Annotated in this window: 18 protein-coding genes and 1 riboswitch; of the genes, 12 read left to right on the top strand and 6 right to left on the bottom strand. The window is 66.5% G+C overall.

Annotated elements, in window-relative coordinates:
* Window positions 1–29 precede the first annotated feature (29 nt).
* A riboswitch (cobalamin riboswitch) is annotated at window positions 30–252 on the top strand.
* Between the two features lie 115 nt (window positions 253–367).
* From btuB to M3O59_RS15260, 12 genes are all read left to right on the top strand, one after another.
* Window positions 368–2,245 carry a TonB-dependent vitamin B12 receptor gene (gene btuB / locus M3O59_RS15315; RefSeq protein ID WP_147308459.1) on the top strand — a complete coding sequence of 626 codons (1,878 nt, stop codon included), beginning with the start codon at window positions 368–370 and terminating at the stop codon, window positions 2,243–2,245.
* A gap of 205 nt (window positions 2,246–2,450) precedes the next feature.
* Complete coding sequence (locus M3O59_RS15310) at window positions 2,451–3,044, top strand: hypothetical protein (RefSeq protein WP_116905385.1); 594 nt, start codon at window positions 2,451–2,453, stop codon at window positions 3,042–3,044.
* Window positions 3,044–3,649, top strand: a complete 606-nt coding sequence (locus tag M3O59_RS15305) for a hypothetical protein (protein ID WP_116905384.1) — start codon at window positions 3,044–3,046, stop codon at window positions 3,647–3,649. The genes M3O59_RS15310 and M3O59_RS15305 overlap by 1 nt, the downstream gene beginning before the upstream one ends.
* A complete protein-coding gene (gene cobO, locus M3O59_RS15300; RefSeq protein WP_064634573.1) occupies window positions 3,646–4,257 on the top strand; it encodes a cob(I)yrinic acid a,c-diamide adenosyltransferase in 612 nt (203 codons plus the stop codon). Before M3O59_RS15305 ends, cobO begins: the two co-directional genes overlap by 4 nt.
* A gap of 72 nt (window positions 4,258–4,329) precedes the next feature.
* The gene (cbiB, locus tag M3O59_RS15295) at window positions 4,330–5,244 is read left to right on the top strand and encodes an adenosylcobinamide-phosphate synthase CbiB (RefSeq protein WP_064634658.1); all 915 of its coding nucleotides are present in this window, start codon (window positions 4,330–4,332) and stop codon (window positions 5,242–5,244) included.
* 93 nt (window positions 5,245–5,337) lie between these two features.
* On the top strand, window positions 5,338–6,321 hold the full coding sequence (gene cobD / locus M3O59_RS15290) for a threonine-phosphate decarboxylase CobD (protein WP_116905383.1): 984 nt from the start codon (window positions 5,338–5,340) through the stop codon (window positions 6,319–6,321).
* Window positions 6,318–7,793: a cobyric acid synthase gene (locus M3O59_RS15285; protein ID WP_116905382.1), complete on the top strand. Its 1,476-nt coding sequence runs from the start codon at window positions 6,318–6,320 to the stop codon at window positions 7,791–7,793. The genes cobD and M3O59_RS15285 overlap by 4 nt, the downstream gene beginning before the upstream one ends.
* Complete coding sequence (cobU, locus tag M3O59_RS15280) at window positions 7,781–8,302, top strand: bifunctional adenosylcobinamide kinase/adenosylcobinamide-phosphate guanylyltransferase (RefSeq protein ID WP_116905381.1); 522 nt, start codon at window positions 7,781–7,783, stop codon at window positions 8,300–8,302. The genes M3O59_RS15285 and cobU overlap by 13 nt, the downstream gene beginning before the upstream one ends.
* Window positions 8,299–9,345: a nicotinate-nucleotide--dimethylbenzimidazole phosphoribosyltransferase gene (gene cobT / locus M3O59_RS15275; RefSeq protein ID WP_064634577.1), complete on the top strand. Its 1,047-nt coding sequence runs from the start codon at window positions 8,299–8,301 to the stop codon at window positions 9,343–9,345. The genes cobU and cobT overlap by 4 nt, the downstream gene beginning before the upstream one ends.
* On the top strand, window positions 9,342–9,956 hold the full coding sequence (locus M3O59_RS15270) for a histidine phosphatase family protein (protein ID WP_064634578.1): 615 nt from the start codon (window positions 9,342–9,344) through the stop codon (window positions 9,954–9,956). Before cobT ends, M3O59_RS15270 begins: the two co-directional genes overlap by 4 nt.
* Window positions 9,953–10,687 (top strand): adenosylcobinamide-GDP ribazoletransferase, encoded by a 735-nt coding sequence (locus tag M3O59_RS15265; RefSeq protein WP_064634579.1) that lies wholly within the window; start codon window positions 9,953–9,955, stop codon window positions 10,685–10,687. The genes M3O59_RS15270 and M3O59_RS15265 overlap by 4 nt, the downstream gene beginning before the upstream one ends.
* 235 nt (window positions 10,688–10,922) lie before the next feature.
* Window positions 10,923–11,825, top strand: coding sequence for an AraC family transcriptional regulator (locus M3O59_RS15260; protein ID WP_249046933.1), 903 nt, complete (start codon window positions 10,923–10,925; stop codon window positions 11,823–11,825).
* Window positions 11,826–11,922: 97 nt separating this feature from the next.
* Here the strand turns inward: M3O59_RS15260 and M3O59_RS15255 are convergent, their stop codons facing one another.
* The 6 genes from M3O59_RS15255 to M3O59_RS15230 all read right to left on the bottom strand — a co-directional run bounded on the left by M3O59_RS15255 (window position 11,923) and on the right by M3O59_RS15230 (window position 20,270).
* Window positions 11,923–12,819: an SEL1-like repeat protein gene (locus tag M3O59_RS15255; protein ID WP_147308458.1), complete on the bottom strand. Its 897-nt coding sequence runs from the start codon at window positions 12,817–12,819 to the stop codon at window positions 11,923–11,925.
* 283 nt (window positions 12,820–13,102) lie between these two features.
* The gene (locus tag M3O59_RS15250; protein ID WP_116905379.1) at window positions 13,103–14,308 is read right to left on the bottom strand and encodes a type III PLP-dependent enzyme; all 1,206 of its coding nucleotides are present in this window, start codon (window positions 14,306–14,308) and stop codon (window positions 13,103–13,105) included.
* A complete protein-coding gene (locus tag M3O59_RS15245; protein WP_116905378.1) occupies window positions 14,305–16,074 on the bottom strand; it encodes an IucA/IucC family protein in 1,770 nt (589 codons plus the stop codon). Before M3O59_RS15245 ends, M3O59_RS15250 begins: the two co-directional genes overlap by 4 nt.
* Window positions 16,052–17,248 carry an MFS transporter gene (locus M3O59_RS15240; protein WP_064634583.1) on the bottom strand — a complete coding sequence of 399 codons (1,197 nt, stop codon included), beginning with the start codon at window positions 17,246–17,248 and terminating at the stop codon, window positions 16,052–16,054. Before M3O59_RS15240 ends, M3O59_RS15245 begins: the two co-directional genes overlap by 23 nt.
* Complete coding sequence (locus M3O59_RS15235) at window positions 17,245–19,047, bottom strand: IucA/IucC family protein (protein ID WP_116905377.1); 1,803 nt, start codon at window positions 19,045–19,047, stop codon at window positions 17,245–17,247. Before M3O59_RS15235 ends, M3O59_RS15240 begins: the two co-directional genes overlap by 4 nt.
* The gene (locus tag M3O59_RS15230; RefSeq protein ID WP_116905376.1) at window positions 19,044–20,270 is read right to left on the bottom strand and encodes an ATP-grasp domain-containing protein; all 1,227 of its coding nucleotides are present in this window, start codon (window positions 20,268–20,270) and stop codon (window positions 19,044–19,046) included. Before M3O59_RS15230 ends, M3O59_RS15235 begins: the two co-directional genes overlap by 4 nt.
* Between the last annotated feature and the right edge of the window lie 112 nt (window positions 20,271–20,382).

Here is a 20,382-nt window from a genome sequence, read left to right as displayed (position 1 = left end):
GAGACCGCTGAGGCGCCAGCCAATCCTGCTACCATGCGCGCCCCTGAGGTGACTGCCGGCTGGCCGGTGGTTTAAACGGGAATCCGGTGCGCGGACCGCCTTGGCGAGCTGCAATTCCGGAGCTGCCCCCGCAACGGTGGGCGAGGTCAGATGCCGCAATACGCCACTGTGCATTCGCATGGGAAGGCGCGGCATCGGAGGCGCCAGCTTCCACTCGCGAGCCCGGAGACCGGCCTGGAGGGATTGATCCGGCACGCGGTGGGCGTGGCCTTGCGCGTCTGACGCTGCGCGTCGGACGCCTGGCCCGTTGCTGCTTGCCGCCCCATTGCCCACGCGCGGGTTGGCGCGGTTCCAGGAGCAGCAGTTGATGTCCCTTTCTTCCGTTTTGCCGCGTCGTGCCGTGCTCGCCGTGGGACTGTCGCTGTGCCTGGCCAATCCGGCCCAGGCCGAGGCCGCCATCGATCTCGACGAAGTCGTGGTGACCGCCTCGCGCACCGCGCAGACGCAGGACCAGACGCTGGCGCCAGTCACCGTGATCGACCGTGCGCAGATCGAGCGTCGCCAGGTCACTTCGCTGCAGGACCTGCTGCGTGGCGAGGCGGGTGTGTCGCTGGCCAACAATGGGGGCCCGGGCAAGGCGACCTCGCTGTTCCTGCGCGGCACCGAGTCCGATCATCTGGTGGTACTGATCGATGGTGTGCGCATCGGCTCGGCGACCTCCGGTGGTGCGGCCTTGCAGGATCTTCCGATCGAGCAGATCGAACGCATCGAAATCGTGCGTGGCCCGTTTTCCAGCCTCTACGGCTCCGAGGCGCTGGGCGGGGTGATCCAGATCTTTACCCGGCGCCCGCAAGGCAGTTTCGTGCCGAGCGTGAGCGTTGCAGCCGGCAGCGACAATGCGCGCCGCTACGCTGCGGGCGTGGCCGGGCGCAGCCAGGGCGATCTGAGCGAAGCCGGCGGTTGGTATTCGGTCAATGCCGTGCATGACGAAACCGACGGCATCAATGCCTATCTGGACACCAGCTCCAGCGCTTTCGATCCAGACCGCGATGGCTATCGCAATGATTCGTTGAGTGCACAAGGCGGCTGGCGCTTCAACCGGCAGTGGGATGCGGATGTGCATGCGCTGCGCGCGCAGAGCCGTAACGAATACGACGGCTCGGCCTTCGGCGGCAATCTGGGCAAGGGCGTGCAGCAGGCGGTCGGTGGCCGCGTACGTTACGCGCCGAGCGATGCGCTCAAGCTCACCGCCAGCGTTGGCAGCAGTTTGGATCTGAGCGATGCGTATTACCAAGGCGCGTACTTGTCGACCTACGACACCCGCCGCAAGCAGGGCGCGTTGCAGGCCGATATCACCACAGCGCCGGGTTTGCTGACGCTCGGGTTTGATTGGCAGCGCGATGCCATCGCTAGCAGCGACAGCTACGATGCCGACAGCCGCATCGACCGCGCAGCATTCGCGCAGTGGCAGCAGAGCTTCGGCACGCAATCGGTGCAGGCCAGCCTGCGCCGCAACGACAACAGCCAGTTCGGCGGCAAGACCACCGGTAGCCTGCTGTGGGGCTGGGACGTTGCCGATCACCTGCGCCTGACCGCCAGCTACGGCACGGCGTTCAAGGCGCCAACGTTCAACGAGTTGTACTACCCCGATTACGGAAACCCGTTGCTGGGGCCGGAAACCTCCAAAAGCGCCGAGCTCGGCGTGCGCGGTCGTTACGACTGGGGCACCTGGACGCTCAGCGCGTTTCAGACCCGTATCGATGATCTGATTGCCTATGACGCGTCGTTGGTGGATGCGGCGCATCCGTTCGGGCAGCCGAACAACATCGATCGGGCACGCATCCGCGGTGTGGAAGCCGGCTATGACACCGAACTGGCCGGCTGGACGGTGCGCAGCGCACTGACCTGGCTCGCGCCGCAGGCCGATGGCGACGTCAATCACGGCAACTGGTTGCCGCGGCGTGCGCGTCAGAGCGGGCGTCTCGACGCCGACCGCAGCATTGGCGCAGTCGGGATCGGCGCAAGCCTGTTCGGGTCGGGCGCGCGTTACGACGATCTGGCCAACACCGAACGCCTGGCCGGCTATGGCTTGCTGGATCTGCGCGTGAGTTATGCAGTGAACGCGGACTGGAAGGTGCAGCTCACCGCCAATAACGTGTTCGACCGCCAGTACGAAACGGCACGCTGGTACGCGCAGCCGGGCCGCAATTATCTGCTCACCTTGCGCTACCAGCCTGCGCAATAAGAGCAGCCAACACCGACTGCGCTCACCGCCAGATGGATGCAGTCGGTGCTCGAAGCATCATCTGGCGTTCGTACGCTGCGGGTTCTGCGCGCTGTGTGCGCTTGCCGCCAGATGCAACCAACGCTACGGTCTGCCAGGGCCGGTCGTTTGCCTGATGTCTGTTGCGCGGTGTGGCTGGCAACCGAAACCCCGAAGGAGACCATCGATGTCGCCGTTATCCCGCTGTTCCGAACGCGTGGTGTTCATCGCTGCGATGCTGGTGATGACTGCCACCCGCTTTCATCATGCGAGCGATTGGCTGCACTTGCCGGACGCGTCCATGGCCGTGTTTTTCCTCGGTGGCCTGGCGTTGCGGCGGCACGGCTACTTTGTCGCCTTGCTGGGCTTGTCGGTGGCCATCGATTGGGCTGCCGTTCGTCTGGCCGGCGTCAGCGACTTCTGCATCACTGCTGCCTACGCCGCATTGCCGGCGGCCTACGGCGTGCTCTGGTATGCCGGGCGCGCGTGTCACGCACGCGTGCGGCCTGGCGCTGCGTCGCTGACCATCGCCTGGGGCCTGGGCACCCTGGCCGCGGTGCTGTCGTTCTTGATCTCCAATGGCGCGTTCTATTGGTGGGGCGGGCGCTACACCGACCCGCACTGGGCGCAGTACCTGCAGCGCGCCTGGCAATGGGGGCCGGTGTTCGTGCGTACGACCGCGCTCTACCTGGCGGTGGTGCTGGCGGCGGCATGGTGCGTGCTGCGCTGGCGCAACGCGCGTGCGGTAACGCACTTCTCCACGCCGTTGGACCTGTCGTGATGGCAACGCCGCGCGCGGCTGTGGCGCCGCTGCCATTGCACGGTGCAGCGGCCAGGATCTGCGGCATCGCGCTTGCAGTGTTGATGGTCTGCACGCGCGGCGAGCATTTCGCTTCTGTGGACGCCTTGCCCAGCGCGTCATCGGCGGTGTTTTTTCTGGCCGGTGCGTTGCTGCGGCCGCTGTGGATGTTGCCATTGCTGTTCGGGATTGCATCGCTGCTGGATCTGATCGGCCTGGCCTCGGGCAGCGTCAGCGACTGGTGTTTGTCGCCGGCGTACTGGGCCTTGGCGTTGGCCTACGCCGTGTTGTGGTGTGGCGGGCGGCTGTCTGCAGTGCAGCTGCAGCGCGAGGGTTGGTGCGGTGTCGCCGGGCTGCCGTTGGCCCTGCTGATCAGCGGCAGCGCCGCCTATCTGCTCTCCAAGGGCGGCTTCTATTTCCTCTCCGGTCGCTACCCGCACGCCACGCTGGGCGGGTTCATGGCCCGCGTGCCGGCGTACTACCCGCGCGCGCTCGGCACCCTGGCTGGCTACGTCGGCATGGCCTTCGCGCTGGTGGGCGCACTACGCGCCGCCGGCACCCGTTCACCCGTTGGAGCACGCGCATGACGACCCCCGAGCAGGATGACGCGCATTACCGCGAACGTGCGCAGCGCAAAAAAGAATTGGTCGACCGGCGCATCGCACGTGCGGTGATCGATCGCGGTGTGCTGCTGGTCAATACCGGCAACGGCAAGGGCAAGAGTTCGTCCGGCTTCGGCATGCTGGCGCGCTCGCTTGGGCATGGCCTGCATTGCGGCGTGGTGCAATTCATCAAGGGCACGTTTTCGACCGGAGAAGAGGCGTTTTTTCGCCGGTTTCCGGATCTGCTCGATTATCACGTCATGGGCGAAGGCTTCACCTGGGAAACCCAGGACCGCGCGCTCGACATCGCTGCCGCGCAAGCCGCCTGGCACATTGCGCGCAGCATGCTGGCCGATGCGCGTTACGACTTCGTGCTGTTGGACGAGCTCAATATCGCATTGGTGAAGGACTACATCGCGCTGGACGAGGTGCTTGCCGCCGTGGCCGCACGCCCACCGCGTCAGCATGTGGTGATCACCGGGCGCGGTGCGCCGGCCGGATTGATCGAGGCGGCAGACACCGTCACCGAGATGCGCTTGATCAAGCACGCCTTCAACGCCGGCATCAAGGCGCAACTTGGCATCGAGCTGTAGCGGTGGGCGAGCGCATGCAATGCCGTGCAGCGTTACCGACAGGCCGGCTGGCATGACGCGCAGCGGCACGCCTTGCTGCTGGTGATTGCCATCACGGCGGTGCTGCTGGACCTGCTGCTCGGCGAGCCGCGGCGTGCGCATCCGCTGGTGCTGTTCGGCAACTGCGCGCAGCGGCTCGAAGCGCGGCTGCATCGCGACCGTCGCAGCGTCGGTGTTCTTGCCTGGTGCGTCGCGGTGTTGCCGTTGACCATCGTTGCCGCAGCGGCGCAATGGGCGCTATGGCAGTTTTCGCCCTGGGCGGCAGCAGGATGGGCCGCAATCACGCTCTACCTGGCGCTGGGATTGCGCAGCCTGGGCGAACACGCGCAGCCGGTGATCGATGCCTTGCAGGCCGGCGATCTGCCCGTGGCGCGCGCCGCGGTCGGGCGCATCGTCAGCCGCGAAACGGCGGCACTGGACGCAACCCAAGTGGCCGCTGCAGCGACCGAATCGGTGCTGGAAAACGGTAGCGACGCGGTGTTTGCCGCGCTGTTCTGGGGCGTGCTGCTGGGCGCGCCAGGTGCGGTGCTGTACCGGCTTTCCAATACGCTGGATGCGATGTGGGGCTATCGCACGCCGCGCTACGCCAATTTCGGCTGGGCTGCGGCGCGCATCGACGATGCATTGAACTGGCTGCCGGCGCGGCTGACGGCGGTGACCTACGCGGTGCTTGGTCGCACCGGCGCAGGCATGCGCTGCGCCTGGCGGCAAGGGCGCGGCTGGAAGAGCCCGAACGCCGGCCCGGTGATGGCGGCAGGCGCTGGTGCGCTGCAGGTGCAGCTGGGCGGGCCGGCGCTGTACCACGGTCACTGGCAGGCACGTCCACCGCTGGGCGAGGGCGCATTGGCAAACGCCAACAGCGTGCAACGCGGGTTGTGGCTGGTGCGTGCCGGTGTGGCGTTATGGCTGCTGCTGGGCGCGCTGGCAACAGCGCTGGCGATGCGATGATCGGCATGCGGATGGTTCGGCCCGTGACCAGGATGCATCGGCTCGTCGTTCATAACGACGCACATCACCCTGCCTTACCACCGGGAGCACAGCATGCTTGAACACGGCGGACGTCTGCGCCGCGCTGCGCAGACCTACGAGATTCCGCTTGCGCACTGGCTGGATCTGTCCACTGGCGTGAGCCCGTTTGCGTGGCCGGTCCCTGTCATTCCGGAACATGTGTGGCAGCGCCTGCCGGAAGACGACGACGGCTTGGCCGACTGCGCGGCTGCGTACTACGGCGCGCCGCAGGTATTGCCGGTGGCCGGCTCGCAGGCGGCGATTCAGGCCTTGCCGCTGCTGCGCGCGCCTAGCCGCGTCGGTGTGTTGACGCCCGGCTATGCCGAGCACGCGCAGGCATGGCAACGTGCCGGGCATCAGGTGGTGGCGATGAACCCAGCGCAGTTGCTGCAAGCCGGAAAGACGCTGGATGTCATCGTGCTGATCCATCCCAATAACCCCTGCGCCGACAGCTTCGACCCCGAGACGCTGCTGCAGCTGCACGCCTGCCTGGCCGCGCGCGGCGGGTGGCTGGTGATCGACGAAGCCTTCATGGATGCGACCCCGCAACACAGCGTGTGCGCCTACACCCAGCGCCCAGGATTGGTGGTGCTGCGCTCGGTGGGCAAGTTCTTCGGCATGGCCGGCGCGCGGGCAGGCTTTGTCTGTGCGCACCACACCGTGCTGGATGCACTGCGCGAACAGTTGGGGCCCTGGACGCTGAGCGGCCCCGCGCGCTGGGCCGTGCAGCAGGCATTGGCCGACACGCGCTGGCAGTTGCAGGCACATGCGCAGTTGCACGCGGCATCGCAGCGGCTTGCGCAGCTATTGCAGGCCCATGCGCTCGCGCCCACGGCAGGCACGGCGTTTTTTCAGTGGTGCCGGCGCGACGATGCAGCTGCCTTGCACACCGCGCTGGCGCAGCGCGGCATCTTGACCCGGCTGTTCGAAATACCCGCCAGCCTGCGCTTCGGTCTTCCGCCGGATGCCGCAGGCGAAGCACGTCTGGGTGCAGCGCTGCGCGAGGTGGCGGCGTGAGTGCGCGCGTGTTGATGGTGCAGGGCTGCACGTCCGATGCCGGCAAGAGCACGCTGGTGGCCGCGCTGTGCCGCTGGCTGCATCGCCAGGGCATTGCGGTGGCGCCATTCAAACCGCAGAACATGGCGCTCAATTCGGCAGTGACGGTGGATGGCGGCGAGATCGGCCGCGCGCAGGCGCTGCAGGCCCAGGCGTGCGGGCTGGCGCCGCACACCGATTTCAATCCGGTGTTGCTCAAGCCCAATAGCGACACCGGCGCGCAGGTGATCGTGCACGGGCATCCGGTGGCCACGCTGGATGCAGTGGGCTATCACGCCTACAAGGCGACTGCATTCACCGCCGTGTTGGCCTCGCACGCACGCCTGGTCGAGCGCTTCGATGTGGTGCTGGTGGAAGGTGCCGGCAGCCCGGCCGAGATCAATCTGCGCGCCAACGACATCGCCAACATGGGCTATGCCGAAGCGGTGGATTGCGCGGTCATCCTGGTCGCCGACATCGACCGCGGCGGCGTGTTCGCGCACCTGGTCGGCACCCTGGCGTTGCTGTCGCCCAGCGAACGCGCGCGCGTGGCCGGTGTTGTGATCAATCGGTTCCGCGGCGATCTGGCGTTGCTGCAGCCTGGCCTGGAGTGGCTGGAACGCGAAACCGGGAAACCGGTACTCGGCGTGTTGCCGTATCTGCACGGCCTGCAGCTGGATGCCGAGGATGCGTTGCCACGCAACGTGCCGCAGAAGCCGAACGCGCAGTTGCGCGTGGTGGTGCCGGTGTTGCCGCGCATCAGCAATCACACCGACCTGGATGCGTTGCTGGCGCACCCGCAGGTGGAGGTGCACCTGATCGGTCCCGGACAGGCGCCACCGCCCTGCGATCTGATCGTGCTGCCGGGCAGCAAATCCACCCGGCTCGATCTGCACTGGCTGCGCATCCATGGTTGGGACACCGCCATCGCCCGTCATCTGCGCTATGGCGGGAAATTGCTTGGCATTTGCGGTGGTCTGCAGATGCTGGGTACCCACATTCACGACCCGGAGGGCATCGAAGGCCCGGCCGGCAGCAGCGCCGGTCTTGGTTGGCTGGCGCTGCAAACCACGCTGCACCCGCACAAGCAGTTGCATCGGGTGCAGGGGCGTTTGCTGCTGGGCGATGCCAGCGTCAGCGGCTACGAAATTCATTGCGGTATCAGCAACGGCGCCGCACTGGCACGGCCATTGCTGCAGCTGGACGATGGGCGCAGCGATGGCGCCATCTCCGACGATGGTCAGGTGCTGGGCACGTATTTGCATGGCCTGTTCGATCACCCGCAGGCACTGGCCGCCTTGCTGGCGTGGGCCGGTCTGGCACAGGCCGCGCCGCTGGATCTTGCCGCACTGCGCGAGGCCAGCCTCGAGCGTCTGGCCGACGCGGTGCACGCGCATCTGGACACCACCGCACTGACACACCTCATCAGCAAGGAACCGGTATGCAGCACTTGATTCTGGGCGGCGCCCGTTCGGGCAAGAGCGCGCTGGCCGAGCGCATCGCCGCCGCCTCCGGACGTGAAGTGACGTATCTGGCCACGGGGCAAGCGTTCGACGATGAAATGCAGCGGCGCATTGCCCATCACCGCAGCCAGCGCCCGCCGCATTGGCAGTGCGTGGAAGAGCCCATTGCGCTGGCCGCAAGCCTGCAGGCGCATGCCGCGCCGGATCGCTGCGTGCTGGTGGATTGCCTGACCCTGTGGCTGAGCAATCTGCTCGGCCATCCGGATGCGGGCGCGTTCGCGCGCGAGCGCGCTGCGCTGCTCGCGGTGCTCCCGCACCTTCCGGGGCAGATCGTGCTGGTCAGCAACGAGGTAGGGCAGGGCGTTGTGCCGTTGGGCGAACTCACGCGTCGTTTTGTCGACGAAGCCGGCTGGCTGCATCAGGCATTGGCGCTACAGTGCGCGCATGTGGTGTTGGTGGTGGCAGGCTTGCCAATGGTGCTGAAGGGAGAGAGCGTGTGAATAGCGATTGGATCGTTGGCGCCTGCGCCGTGCCGGACGCGCGCATGCGCTCTGCTGCGCTGGCCCGCCAGGAGCAGCTGACCAAACCGCCCGGTGCACTGGGCCGGCTGGAACACCTGGCAGTGCAACTGGCCGCCTGGCAACGCACCGAACACCCGGCGGTGCAGCGGGTCTGGATTGCGGTGTATGCCGCCGATCATGCTGTGGCAGCCGAAGGGGTGTCGGCATTTCCGCAGGCGGTCACCGGCGAGATGGTGCGCAACTTTGCACGCGGCGGCGCAGCCATTGCGGTGCTGGCGCGCGAATTGGGTGCGCGGCTGGAAGTGGTGAATCTGGGCGTGGTCAACGACCCCGGCGACCTGCCGCGGGTGCGGCGTGCCTGGATCGCGCCGTGCAGTGCCAATATCTGCGAACAGCCGGCGATGACGCACGCGCAGCTGCGCGATGCGCTCGCCGCCGGTGCCGACAGCATCGCGCAGGCAAAAAGTTGCGGCACGCAGCTGTTTGTCGGTGGCGAGATGGGCATCGGCAATACCACCTCCGCCGCGGCGCTGGGCTGCGCGCTGCTGTCGCAGTTTCCGCAGGCGATGGCGGGTGCAGGCACCGGCCTGGATGCCGAAGGCATCGCGCACAAGGCCACCGTGATCACGCGTGCGCTGGCCGTGCACGCCGATGCATCCACCCCGCTGGAGCGGCTGCGCCGGCTTGGCGGGTTTGAAATTGCTGCCTTGGTCGGCGCGTATATCGCCGCCGCGCAGGCCGGCATCCCGGTGTTGGTGGATGGCTTCATCACCACCGCTGCGGCACTGGTGGCCACCCGCCTGAACCCCGGGGTGCGCGAATGGATGTTGTTCGGGCATCGCTCGCAGGAACGTGGGCATGCGGCGCTGCTGCGCGCGCTGGATGCAGAACCCTTACTGCAACTGGATCTGCGGCTTGGCGAGGCCAGCGGCGCGGCAGTCGCGATTCCGTTGCTGCGCAGCGCCTGCGCCCTGCATAACGGCATGGCCACCTTTGCCGAAGCCGGAGTGTCGGACGCATGAGTGCGCAGATCACCTTGTTGCGGCATGGCGATACCGGGCAACGCAGCTATCGCGGCCAGCTCGACGACCCGCTGACCGAGCTGGGTTGGCAGCAACTGCGCGCGGCCACTGCAGAGGGCGTGTGGGATGCGGTGGTGGCATCCACGCTGCAACGCTGCGCCAAGTTTGCCGCCGAGCTGGCGCAGGCACGCGCCATCCCGCTGCAGCTGGACCCGCGCCTGCGCGAATATCACTTCGGCCGCTGGCAGGGCGTGCCGGTGGCCGACATCGACCGTGACGAAGGCGCAGCGCTTGGACGCTTCTGGGCCGACCCGGTGCGCCATCCACCGCCGCAGGCCGAACCGTTCGCAGACTTCTGCGCGCGGCTGTCAGCAGCACTGGACGCCATCGTGACGCACCATCCGGCGCAACGCGTGCTGGTGGTTACCCATGGGGGCGCCATCCGCGCGCTGCGCTGCATGGTCGAAGCACGTCCCTTCGGCAGCATGACCGAGATGGCTGTGCCGCACGCTTCGCTGCATCCGCTCAAATGGCCGCTGGCCAGCGCAGATGCCATGCCGACATCACAGCTGTCGCCCGTACCCACGCTGTCCGGTCGCGACGCCGGATGATCGACGGCTTGCTCGCTGCAGTGGGGTTTTTGACCCGCATTCCGGTGCCTGGCTGGGTGTTCGCCCGTCCCGCTGCGCAGGCGCGTTCGCTGCCGTGGTATCCGCTGGTCGGCCTGCTGTTGGGTGCGGTGCTCAGCGCGCTGGCATGGTGCCTGCGCGATGTGGCGCCGCTGCTGGGGGCCGCCTTGCTGCTGAGCAGTTGGGTCTGGCTCACCGGCGGCTTGCATCTGGATGGGCTGGCCGACATGACCGACGCGTGGGTCGGCGGCATGGGCGATCGCACGCGCACGCTGGCGATCATGAAAGACCCAAGCAGCGGCCCGATGGCGGTGGCTGCGGTGGTGCTGGTACTGCTGCTCAAATGCGCGGCACTGGCCACGCTGCTGCCCACCGCGCCCGGCGCCGTGTGGCTGGCACCGCTGCTGGCGCGCACGTTGCTGGTGGCCGCGTTTTTGAGCACGCCGTACGTGCGTGCCGGTGGATTGGGCAGTGGCCTGATTGGCAGCGCGCGCGCGGGCATGCATGTCTCGTTGTTACTCGGGTTCGGCTGCGCCTTTGCTGCCGGTGTGCCACGCGCCGTGCTGGCCTGCGCCATCGCCGCTGTGGTCTTCGTGCTGTGGCGCCGCGCCTGCCTGCAGCGCCTGGGTGGCATGACCGGCGATACCTGCGGCGCACTGGTGGAACTGAGCGAAACGGCAGTGATCGTGGCGTTGGCGCTGCAAGCGAGTTGAAGGCTGCGGGCCAGGCGCTTGCGATGCCGTCAGGCGGACGCGACTGCTGTTCGAGGTGGCAGGGGCGATTGACCTTGCGCATCGTCCGGCTTGGCCCGACGAACAGTTCCGTGTTGCCAGTAACTGCACACCGACAAGCGCGAGCAGCCCGGCAGAGCGGGCCGAGATGCGCAAGATCGGGACCGCGGCTGCTGCCAATCTGCGCGATGCTCACCGCCTTCCAGAGGAACTGCCCATGCCAGCAGCAGCGTCGGTCGTCTTCCATCGGCAGCGTGCGGTCGAGCGCGTCGTGGCCCATCTGCAGGCCAGCATTCGTGCCGGCGCGCCGCTGCCGGACCTGGCAACGCTGGCCGCGCTGGCGCATCAATCGCCGCCGCATTTTCATCGCGTGTACCGCGCTCTGGCAGGCGAGACGCTGGGCACGACCACCACGCGGCTGCGGTTGAGTCATGCGCTGCATCTGTTGGGCGAGCAGGGCCGCTCGGTGACCGAAGTAGCGTTGTCGGTCGGCTATCAAACCCCGCAAGCGCTGGCACGCGCCTTCCGCCTGGTGCTGCAGGTCAGCCCCTCCAGCCTGCGCGATGCACCACAACTGCGCGCAGAAAAGTTGCAGCAACTCGCCGGCCCGTCGCTGCCAACGCATGCACACACCGCGCCGTTGCAGGTGCGGGTGCAGGTGCTCGCCCCCCTGGAAGTGGTGGTGCTGCGCCAGCGCGGCGCCTTCGACGATCTGGACCGCGGCTTTGGCCGCATCGCCGCATGGGCCGAGCGCCGTGGGGTGATCGCGCATCTACAGGCGCTGGTCGGTGTGCCGCTGAGCGACCACCGCGATGTCCCTGCGCGGCAGCACGTGTTCGAATGCGGCATTGCATTCGACGCCAAGGTGGACCCGCCATCGCCCTTGCACGTCCGCCAGCTCGCCGGCGGCACGCACGCCGTGCTGCGCCACGTTGGGACGTATGCAGGGGTCGAGAACGCGCTCGACCAACTGCTCGCGCACTGGCTACCGGACAGCGGTTACGCGCTGCGCGACGCACCGCTGCACTACCTCTATCTCGATGACCCGGAAACCGTTGCCGAAGCCGAGCTGCGCGCCGACATTCGGGTGCCGCTCCAGTTGGCTGATGAGCAAGGTTGATGGTCTATGAGCTGCAAACCAGAGTTGCATATTGCCCAGGCTAAAAAACTGCCCTCGTATTCCACGTGCGACACGAAAAGAAATGGTCAAGCTCCAGTCACTTGGTCACTTGACGCAGTAGAAAATTGATGTGCTCTACGTCCCTTTCGAGAAATTTCAACTGTGCCGGAGGAATGAAATTCTTTTTTATCAAGCTTTCATAGTTTGATGCGTTACACATGCCACTCAGGCAGCCGGAATCGATACGGAACGATCCGGGACCACATTCTGCCCCTGCGCGGCATGCCGCAATCTCCCACGAATGTTCGGAGTAATCTCCACCTTGTGGGTGCGCGTAATCGCCAAAGCTAACTGGTGTCTTTGCCAAGGCTAGCAAATCTCCAAGTGCAAAAATCGCATCTGGATCCTTGCTTTCGAAAGCCTTCGCTATGAGCTCACCATAAGCGGCTTCGCTCAGTCCGCTATCCGGTGTCGAAGCAACCTTGATCTGCGCAATCAGGTCTCCTCGTCTGGCAGCCTCGGCGTACCATAACTGAAAAGCTTCAAGCGGTATTTTCTTGCCATTGTCTAGCGAGTCGCAATAGTGCGAAAGGCGCTTGAATGATGCTGCATAACGTGCTGCGTTCTCTGGATCTGCTTTTGCAAATGAATCGACCATGCCTGACAGATTTTTGGGCGATAGGCTGTACATGAAACAGCGCTCATAAATTTGGGCGAGCTCGCGCTGCGCGACAGGGTCCCCGGATTCGGCTTTGTTCTTGGTGTCGTGGAAAAGCCGATCAATTTGTTCGCTTGAATCCGATGCCCAGGTCTTGGATGTGGCTGCACGCGAGCCGTCTTCTAACACATACGGTTCACGGGCGCTGTCGTCATTTCTCGAGGTATTTGCAGTTTGAGATGACGTTTTCCCGTCTCTTTGATTTGTGCGAAAGTAAAAGAACACGAGCGTAGCCAGTACTAGGGCTGCCAATAAGATTGAAACAATCTTTTTCAACGGAACTCCCTACATCGCTTCTATGGTGGCTACTCAGGCACCAAGTATCGTGCCAGGTAGCTGCATGGTTGAGACTCCGCGGCAATTTCCTTCGGTCTACGCAAGGCTGACACACGCGTTGCCACGCGTGCGGCCTCGTCAGCACCAGCAGGCGATGAACGGGCCACGGCGCTTTGGCTGCCGCATGCAACTCTGACGTGCCGGCATGATAGTAGACGAGCGCGTGTCTCGATTGCTAATCCCACAAAAGCGTAATGCTGACAAGACCTTTGTTGGTCGGCAATCAGGCTGTCGCCTCCACCCCTGGCAAAAACACCATCTGCGGTGGCGGATGCATCAGGAACTGCTGGTGCGAAATATTCCACGCATACGCGCCGGCCAGCGGGAAGGCCAGGCAGTCGCCGGGCGCCAGCGCGGCGACGTGTTGATTACGTGCCAGCACATCCTTGGGCGTGCACAGCTGCCCGACCAGGGTCACCGGCGTGTCGCGCACAACAGGTGGACGTGCCCCGCGCAGGATCCGGAACGGATGATCGTGACTCTGCGCGGCCGGCGTGCGGAAGTGATGGGTGCCGCCGCGGGCGATCGCAAACCACGCGCCGTGGCTGCGCTTGAGATCCAGCACTTCCATCAGGTACCAGCCGCAGCTGGCGCTGACGTAACGTCCGGGTTCCAGGCGCAGGCGCAGGTCGGTGCCATGGTCGCGCAGCAAGGCGGGCAACCCGGCGCAAAATCCGGCCCAATCGAATGACGATGGCGGCGCCAGATAATCCACGCCGAAGCCGCCGCCGGCATTCACCCGCAACGGGCCCAGTGCATAGGTGTGCCGCCATTGCTGCACGGTGTGCAGGTAGGCGGCGACCAGGTGCAGTTGCGCGGCGGCATCGCGTTGGTGCGACATCAGATGGAAATGGAAGCCTTCCAGGCGCAGCGACGGGCTTGCCTGCAGGCGGTGGATCGCTGCAGCCAGATCGTGCGGATCCAGGCCGAACGGCGAGGGCTGCCCGCCCATCATCAGGCGCGTGCTCTGCGCACTGGGCACGGCAATATTCATGCGCAGAAACACCGGTACGCAGCGGCCGGCTTGCGCTGCAATCGCCGCCAAGCGTTCGAGTTCGCCCAGGCTTTCCACATGCACCGTGCAGTTGGGCAGGGCGGCCGCCTGGGCGAGTTCGGTATCGAGTTTGCCCGGGCCACCGAACAACAACGCTGCCTGTGGTTGCTGTGCATGCAGCCAGGCCAGTTCGCCACCGGACGCGGCTTCGAAACCATCCACATGCGGCGCCAGCGTGCGCAGGACCGGCGGCTCTGCATTGGCTTTTGCCGCGTAGAACAGTTCGCACTGCGCCGGCAGGTGCGCGCGCATCCAGGCCGTGTGTGCGTCCAGTGCCGCCAGGTCGTAGACATACGCGCAAACCGGGCCATCGCAGCGTTCGCGCAGCTGCGGCAAGGCGGCAAGCACCGCGGCGTTGTCGATGTGCAGACTCATGCCGCCACCTGCCGCGCCGCCGTCATGCGCGCGATGGGATTGGGCAGTGCGGTGTAGTCGGAGTGACGGTCCGCGCGCTGCCACAGCCGCGTGCCCAGATTGTTCTTGCCCGGCAGCGGTGCGCCATCGATCAGGCCCTGTAATGCGGCGTTTGCGCCATGGCGTTGCTGCCAGCGCATGGCACTTTCGCCCACGCAGTGCCACAGGCGCGCTTCCAGCGCCTCATCGCCTTCGCTCAGATGAAAAATCGCTTCGGCCAGGTTATTGACCAATGCGCAATACGCCACCCGGTTCCAGCCCTGTTCGGGCGTGTAATACAGCGATTGCCGTGCGCGCTCGCCCACACCGTGCAGGCGTGCCGCCGGCCAATGGTGGGCGAGCAGCTTGGTGCCTTCCAGGTCGCGGATCCAGACCCGCGTCGGCCAGCCATCGACGAAGCCGATCACGGTGTTCTGCAAATGCGGCTCCAGCGCGATGCCGTGCTGGAACAGCGCGCTCCACACACCGTCCAGCAGCAGTCCTGCATAGGCGCGGAACCACAGCAGCGTTGCCGTGTGCCGGTCCATCTGCGCGTTGCACAGCGCCTGCAGGCGTGCCGCACACACGCTGTTGCCCTGCGCATCGCAGGTGAACAAGGCCGCAGCCACCTGCGGTTGCCAGCGTGCGCGTTGTGCGGCCGGCAGGGTTTGCCGGTACAAGATGCCGAAGCTCTCCGACAGGGCACGTGCAGCGAGTGGGTCGGCATCGTGCAATGCGGGATCGACTTGCGCGATCTCCAGCGAGGTCGCCGCCGGTTCCAGCATCACGTCGAAGCCCGGCGCCTGCACCGCCAGCGCGCGCCAACTCGGGGCCAGTAGCTCGGTGAGCGCCACCGCGCTTTCCAGCTCGTACCAGGCGTTCTTGCGCACGCAGTTGGTGAGCCGCACATGCACCGAACACTTGAGGAAATACGCAAGCTCCGGGTGATACAGCGTGCGCACCGACGAGGTCGGCCGCACTGCATCGCCCAACGCACCGACCGGCGCGATCAGGCCGCGTGCCTGCAAGGTGCGCAGCAATGGGTCCTGGAGCAGCCGCTGCGCTTCCCAGGGATGGCAGGGGTAGAGATTGTCGCTGCCGGAGAGCTGCTTCAAACTCGCCCGCACGTCGCGTCCCTGCGTGCGCAACAGCCGCGGGTCGATGCGGAACCAGAACAGCTGGAAGGACGCGCGCGCTTCCGGTGCACAGGCCAGCACCTGATCCAGATCCACCCCTTCGCGACTCTTCGGCGTCGGGTGCATTGCGTGCCCCCACAGCATCGATTGTTCGGCGTCGATCATCGCCTCGCCAGTGGTGGCAGTGGTTTGCGCCTGTCGCAACAACGCGGCGGTGACCGCCACGCTGTTGGCGCTTTGCGCGAGCAGTTCCGGGTTGACAGCCTGTGCACTGCCCAACGCCTGCAACAGGCAGCGCGCCAACGCATCCGCATCCAGGCTGTGCCACGGCTTGCCGGCACTCTTGAGAAACGGCGTGGAGGCGAAGCGGCAGCGGCCCAGGCGATCGGCGTAGGCAATGCGCACGCACAGCGCGCCGGTCTCGCCCAGGTCGATGCGTAGCCAGCGGTGCTCGGCCATGCGCGGGCCGGGGCGATCCAGCCCGCGATAGTCGAACTGCACCGCACGCTGCGGAATCGCAAATTCGCGCAGGTAACAGTTCAACCAGCAGCTGCAGGCCTGCGCGTCGGCCATGCTCTCGTACCAGGGGTCATGCATCGTGTGCGGCGACATCGGCAGTTCTCCTCGAAGGGAAGCGCACCAGAACGGTGAGCGCAGCGGCCGCCGCAGCCAGCGCGGCAGCCAGGAAAGGGGTGGCAGGGCCGGATGCCTGCGCCAGTGCGCCGGCGGCAGCACCGGCGGCTACGCCGGCCCATTTGCCGCAGGCATCGAAACGGCCGAACAGACGCCCGGCGCCGTGCCCGCTGGCGACCAGCGCCAGACTGCGGTTGAGCCCACGCAGGCCGAACAACATGCCGAAGCCGAACAGCAGCCGCGCTACCGCCAGGGCGATGGCATCGTGCAGCAGCGCCTGCCACACGCAGGCCACCGCAAACAACGCCAGACCCGGCACCAGCCACGCCTCGCCGTCGTCGCGTCGCCACCACGGCAGTACCAGCAGATAGACCAGATGCGGCAGGCTGTAGAGCAGGCCGGCGAGCGCATCGTGGCCGGCGCCGCGCGCGAGCGCATACGGAATGAAATAGGGAAACGTCACCACCATCGCAAAGCAGAACAAGAACTGCGCGAGCAGCAAGGCCGGCCACAACGGCGTGCTGGTTGCCGGCAGCGATGCCGACGATGACGTTGCGTGCGTCGAGGACGTCGACGGTTTGCCGGCAGCGGGGGGGCGCGCGGCCGGTTGGTCGGCGGGCAGTCGCCAGGTCAGCGCAAACGCCAGCAACGGCAGCACGGCCAGTGCGCGATACAGCGATTGCGCCGGGCCCAGCGCCAGTGCCAGGCCAAGCAGGGCCGGCGCGCTCACCATGGCCAGCCGCGCCGAATACTGGGTCCAGTCCAGTGCGCGCGCCAACGGGCCGGCCTGCGGCTGGCTGGCCAGGTACGCGTTGGCCGCCGCCAGCGAACCGCCGCAGGCGCCTTGCACGATCAGGCCGATCACCAGCCAGCTCAGCGACGGTGCAAAGCCGGCAATCGCAAAGCCCAGCGCCAGCCCCAGTTGTGCGCGCAGCAGCGAGCGCTTGCGGCCATAGCGGTCCGCCAGACGCCCCCAGGCGCCCGCGGTCAACGCGGTGCAGAGCGTGGGCAGCACATACAGCACGCCGCTCCAGCCCACGGCGGCCGATGGCGCCAGTTCGGCCAAGACCTGCGGCAGAAACAGCGGCATGCCCAACGCAGTGAATGCCGCCAGATAATGCGCGGCCAGCACCGGGCCCAGGATGCGCCTCATCGTTGCGTACCCGCCTGCTTGCGCGGTGGTTGTTGCGCGTGCGCGAACGCAGTGCCGAAGGGATTGGGCGCGCTGTCGCCGTAGAACTTATTGATGTCGGTGGCGCCGGTGCGCTGCTTGCTGAGCAGGCTGCCGGCACTGAGCAGGTATTTCACCGGCAGCCGGGGCGCGGCCAGCAGGCGGCGCGCGGGGCCGGTATCGATGCCATCGCTCTCCAGGTACGCCAGCGTTGATGCGAACTGCGCCTGCAACTGTGCATACAGCGGTGCGCGCAGCGCGGGCTGCCATTCGGCCAGGCCTTCCAGCACGGCCTGCAGGTCCAGCTGCAGCACGATGGTGCAGAACATCTGCGCCAATGCCTGCGCGTCGTCCACTGCAATGCGTGCGTCCTGCAGCGGGCCTAACGCGTCCACCGCCGGCAGCGCCGCACGCAACTGCGGCAGCGCGATCCGTGCAGCGTCGTTGTCCTTCATCAACAGGCGCACCGGGCTGCCCTGTGCATACACCAGCACGCTGTTCTGCTGATTGGCTTCCAGCGCAATGCCGTACCCCAGCCACAGGCGTAGATGCACGGCAAGCAGCAGTTCGGTGTAGTCGCGCCACCACTGCAGCACGTCGCCGTGCGCAAAACGCTCGGCCAGATGGAGCGCCATCGGGCGGCCATCCGGCATGGGCGCGCACAGCGCGGCCACCGGCACCAGCGTGGCATCGTCCAGCGGCGGGTAACGCCGCACCAGATAGGCCAGATGACGCGTTTCGCCGACGTGCCCGCCATGGGCTTCATCCACGAACACGCAACGGCCGCGCAGCGCAGGGTCGCGCGCATCGATATTGCGCAATGCGCGCTCCAGCCAATGCCCGTCGTACAGCGTGGAGGGTTTGATCAAGCGCAGATTCAGCGCACCCAGCGTGCGCATCGGAATCGGCAGCTTCAGATGCAGCTGCGGATGCTGCAGTGGCACCAGCGTGCGCACCGATAGCGTCGGGCGCACCTCCAGCCAGGGCTGCGGCGCACGCAACACGCCGTTAGGCAACGCGAAACCTTCCTGCTCCAAGCGTTCCCATACCAACGGATGCACCGGCCAGGCGACATGCGTGGCGGCCAGCTCGGCCGGCAGGCCCAGGCTGACGAAATCCGGCCACAGCTCGGCCGGCGGGGCGCTGGTGCACTGTGCCAAGGCCTGCGGAACCGCCAGCCAGCGCAGCGCGAAGGTTGGTGCGAATTCCGGCGCGTAATGGCGCAGCTCGGCTGCATCCAGCCCGGCCTTGGCGCGCGCAGTGGGATAGAACGGATGGTCGCGGTAGCTGGCCAACTGGTCGCAGCGGTACGCCCGCTCGGCGGCATCGGCGTGCTGCAGCGCATTGATCAGCGCCGGTGCCTGTGCGTGGTACGCCTGCCGCGCCAGACCCCGATGCGCAGCGGCGCAGTCGGCTTCCTCGGCGTAGGCGCGATGCAGTTGTTGCGTTTCGGCATCGAGTTCGGCGCTCATGCGTTGCAGCCAGGCGTGCGCGCCGCGTTCGACATGTGCCCCTTCGGGAGTCTGCACGATCCAGCTGTCGCCGCAGGCGCTGATGTCCTGCAGGGTGCCCTGCCGATGGATCGGCAGCCACAGCGTGCCACCGGGCACATGTGCGATGCGCCACCAGCCTTCCACCGGGCTGGGGTCGGTCCACACCGCCAGCACTGCTGGGCCGGGTGTTGTGGCAGTGCCGCGCGTGGCAATGCCACGCAGGTCTTCGCGCAGGCAGGCATCGATGATGCGGGTCGCGATGTAGCGTTGGTCGGCCGCACTGTTCATGCGCGCACCTGCGCGTGATCGATACGCCACTGCAGGCCCGCTTCGGCCTGTATCACCGCCTGTTGCAGCGCCTGTGCATCGCTGGCAAGTGCGCTCAGGACGCCCAGATAATCCTTGTTGGAATGGCTCAGGCGGATGTGTTCGCCCGGTGCGCGCATGCGTCGGTAGTGCACGTCGCTGTGCGCATCGTGATGGCGGCGGTCTTCGCTGGCGGTGACCAATTCGCCATCGTGTTCTGCCACGTAATAGCGCAGCAATGCATGCGCACGCGTGCTGCGCAGTTGCGGCAACGGCAGGCCCAGGTGCGGTGCCAGCGCCGCATTGAACCATTGCCGGCCAAACATCTCGTCGAGCAGGAATTCGCGGCGGTCGCCGATGCTGCGGTAATTGATTTCCACCAGCACCGGGCCATCGGCGGTCAGAATGAATTCGCTGTGGCACAGCCCGAAGCCCACACCGAATGCACGCAACTGTTGCAGCGCTTGTGCGACCACCGGCGTGCCTACATCGGCATCCCACTGCGCTTCGCATTCGACGAAGTGCGGCGGTGGCGACAGCCGTACCTTGAAGCCGCCGATGGCTTGCAGGCTGCTGCCATCGCCCAGGGTTTCCAGCGTAAACAGCGCGCCCTCCAGCATGCCTTCCAGCAACACGCTGCGCTGCGGATGGCGCTGCCACACATCGTCCAGATAGGCCTGCAATTGCCCAGCGTCGGCGCAGTGGCGCACATCCAGGCTCGCTACGCCCTCGCGCGGTTTGGCCACCACCGGCCAAGGAATCTGCGCCGGCAACGCAGCGCCGGGCGGCAGGGTGCAGAACCACGGGCAGGGCAGGCCACGTGCACGCAGGCGCTGGCGCATCGCGGCCTTGTTCTTGGCGGCGTAGCACACCTGCCAGTCCTTGCCGGGCAGGCCAAGCGCGGCGGCCACCAGCGCGGTGCTGGTCTGCAGATGGTCGCTATTGCTGAACACTGCACGCGGCGCGATGTCCGCATCGTGCAACACGTCGAGCACCCCGAGCGGATTGAACACATCGCATTCGATCACCCGCTGCGGCGCATGCGCCGGGTGCTCGCGGAAGTAGGCCAGATGATCGAGCCGGTGGTCGGTCAGCAACCACACCGGCAGGCCCAGCGCGTGCGCGGCCGGCAAGAAGCCTTCGGTGATGGCCGGATGGCAGACATGGGTGAGGATCACCAACGGTGCAGCGGATGTCGCAGTCATGGCAGCTCTCGTTCAACAGGACGGTGGAAAAACCGGTACTGAAACGGGCTGCCTGGCGCCGCGGGGCGGTGGGTGGCCTGCGATGCGGTGATCGCATACCGCATGCTGCGGC

Source organism: Xanthomonas nasturtii (genome assembly GCF_023337365.3).
GTDB lineage: Bacteria > Pseudomonadota > Gammaproteobacteria > Xanthomonadales > Xanthomonadaceae > Xanthomonas > Xanthomonas nasturtii.
This window is presented reverse-complemented; position numbering and strand designations above follow the sequence as displayed.

Excerpts from the sequence above, each read along its gene's own strand:
- M3O59_RS15260 (WP_249046933.1), top strand. The coding sequence starts at position 10,923 with ATGCCAGCAGCAGCGTCGGTCGTCTTCCATCGGCAGCGTGCGGTCGAG.
- M3O59_RS15265 (WP_064634579.1), top strand. The coding sequence starts at position 9,953 with ATGATCGACGGCTTGCTCGCTGCAGTGGGGTTTTTGACCCGCATTCCG.
- M3O59_RS15305 (WP_116905384.1), top strand. The coding sequence starts at position 3,044 with ATGGCAACGCCGCGCGCGGCTGTGGCGCCGCTGCCATTGCACGGTGCA.
- M3O59_RS15235 (WP_116905377.1), bottom strand. The coding sequence starts at position 19,047 with ATGAACAGTGCGGCCGACCAACGCTACATCGCGACCCGCATCATCGAT.
- M3O59_RS15270 (WP_064634578.1), top strand. The coding sequence starts at position 9,342 with ATGAGTGCGCAGATCACCTTGTTGCGGCATGGCGATACCGGGCAACGC.
- M3O59_RS15240 (WP_064634583.1), bottom strand. The coding sequence starts at position 17,248 with ATGAGGCGCATCCTGGGCCCGGTGCTGGCCGCGCATTATCTGGCGGCA.
- M3O59_RS15230 (WP_116905376.1), bottom strand. The coding sequence starts at position 20,270 with ATGACTGCGACATCCGCTGCACCGTTGGTGATCCTCACCCATGTCTGC.
- M3O59_RS15310 (WP_116905385.1), top strand. The coding sequence starts at position 2,451 with ATGTCGCCGTTATCCCGCTGTTCCGAACGCGTGGTGTTCATCGCTGCG.
- cobD (WP_116905383.1), top strand. The coding sequence starts at position 5,338 with ATGCTTGAACACGGCGGACGTCTGCGCCGCGCTGCGCAGACCTACGAG.
- M3O59_RS15245 (WP_116905378.1), bottom strand. The coding sequence starts at position 16,074 with ATGTCGCCGCACACGATGCATGACCCCTGGTACGAGAGCATGGCCGAC.
- cobU (WP_116905381.1), top strand. The coding sequence starts at position 7,781 with ATGCAGCACTTGATTCTGGGCGGCGCCCGTTCGGGCAAGAGCGCGCTG.
- M3O59_RS15250 (WP_116905379.1), bottom strand. The coding sequence starts at position 14,308 with ATGAGTCTGCACATCGACAACGCCGCGGTGCTTGCCGCCTTGCCGCAG.
- cobO (WP_064634573.1), top strand. The coding sequence starts at position 3,646 with ATGACGACCCCCGAGCAGGATGACGCGCATTACCGCGAACGTGCGCAG.
- btuB (WP_147308459.1), top strand. The coding sequence starts at position 368 with ATGTCCCTTTCTTCCGTTTTGCCGCGTCGTGCCGTGCTCGCCGTGGGA.